Source organism: Paraburkholderia sp. BR10954 (genome assembly GCF_040965775.1).
In the GTDB taxonomy this organism is placed as follows: Bacteria; Pseudomonadota; Gammaproteobacteria; order Burkholderiales; family Burkholderiaceae; genus Paraburkholderia; species Paraburkholderia youngii.
In genome coordinates, this window is record NZ_JBFRCK010000204.1 from 1 (window position 1) to 592 (window position 592).

2 protein-coding genes are annotated in these 592 nt (G+C 64.0%); both read left to right on the plus strand.

What is annotated here, in order from left to right; all coding sequences use genetic code 11:
- The first annotated feature begins 68 nt into the window (after positions 1-68).
- Positions 69-239, plus strand: a complete 171-nt coding sequence (locus AB4Y34_RS41875; protein ID WP_368719311.1) for a transposase — start codon at positions 69-71, stop codon at positions 237-239.
- A gap of 63 nt (positions 240-302) precedes the next feature.
- Positions 303-500 (plus strand): hypothetical protein, encoded by a 198-nt coding sequence (locus AB4Y34_RS41880; RefSeq protein ID WP_368719312.1) that lies wholly within the window; start codon positions 303-305, stop codon positions 498-500.
- The last annotated feature ends 92 nt before the right edge of the window (positions 501-592 follow it).

The following is a 592-nucleotide window of genomic DNA, read 5'->3' on the forward strand; positions in this document are numbered from 1 at the left end:
GCGTCATTCCGTGGCCGCATGGACAGAGCTGAAGCCGGTGTCCAAAGTGATGCCCGTTACTTCAAGTGATGGGGACTACTTTGGACACACGGAATGCGCGATCATCGAACCGCAAGGGCCGACCGAACTACACACCAGAGTACCGACGGCAAGTTGCCGTCGCGGCGTGCGAGCCGGGCATTTCGGTGGCCAAGCTCGCGCAGGCGCACGGACTGAATCCGAATATGGTGTTCAAGTGACGCCGGCAACTGCGGAGGGGCCTGTTTGATGGGGTGGCGCACAGCACAGCGGTATTGCTGCCCGTGGCGCTACCTGATGCACCGACCGGCGAGACCGCAGAACCGGCGTCGCTCGCTCTACAGCCTGTCGAGCCACATCGCAAGAGCGTACCGGCGGCGTCGGGCATCGAGATCGAACTGAACGGTGCCCGTGTACGCGTCACGGGCATGGTCGACCCCGTGCAGTTGCGCCTCGTGCTGCGCTGCCTGATGCCAGCATGATTGCGCCGCCAGGCGGTACCCGCGTATGGCTGGCAGCGGGCGTTACCGATATGCGCCGTGGCATGGATGGACTTGCCGCGCTGGTGCAGTCA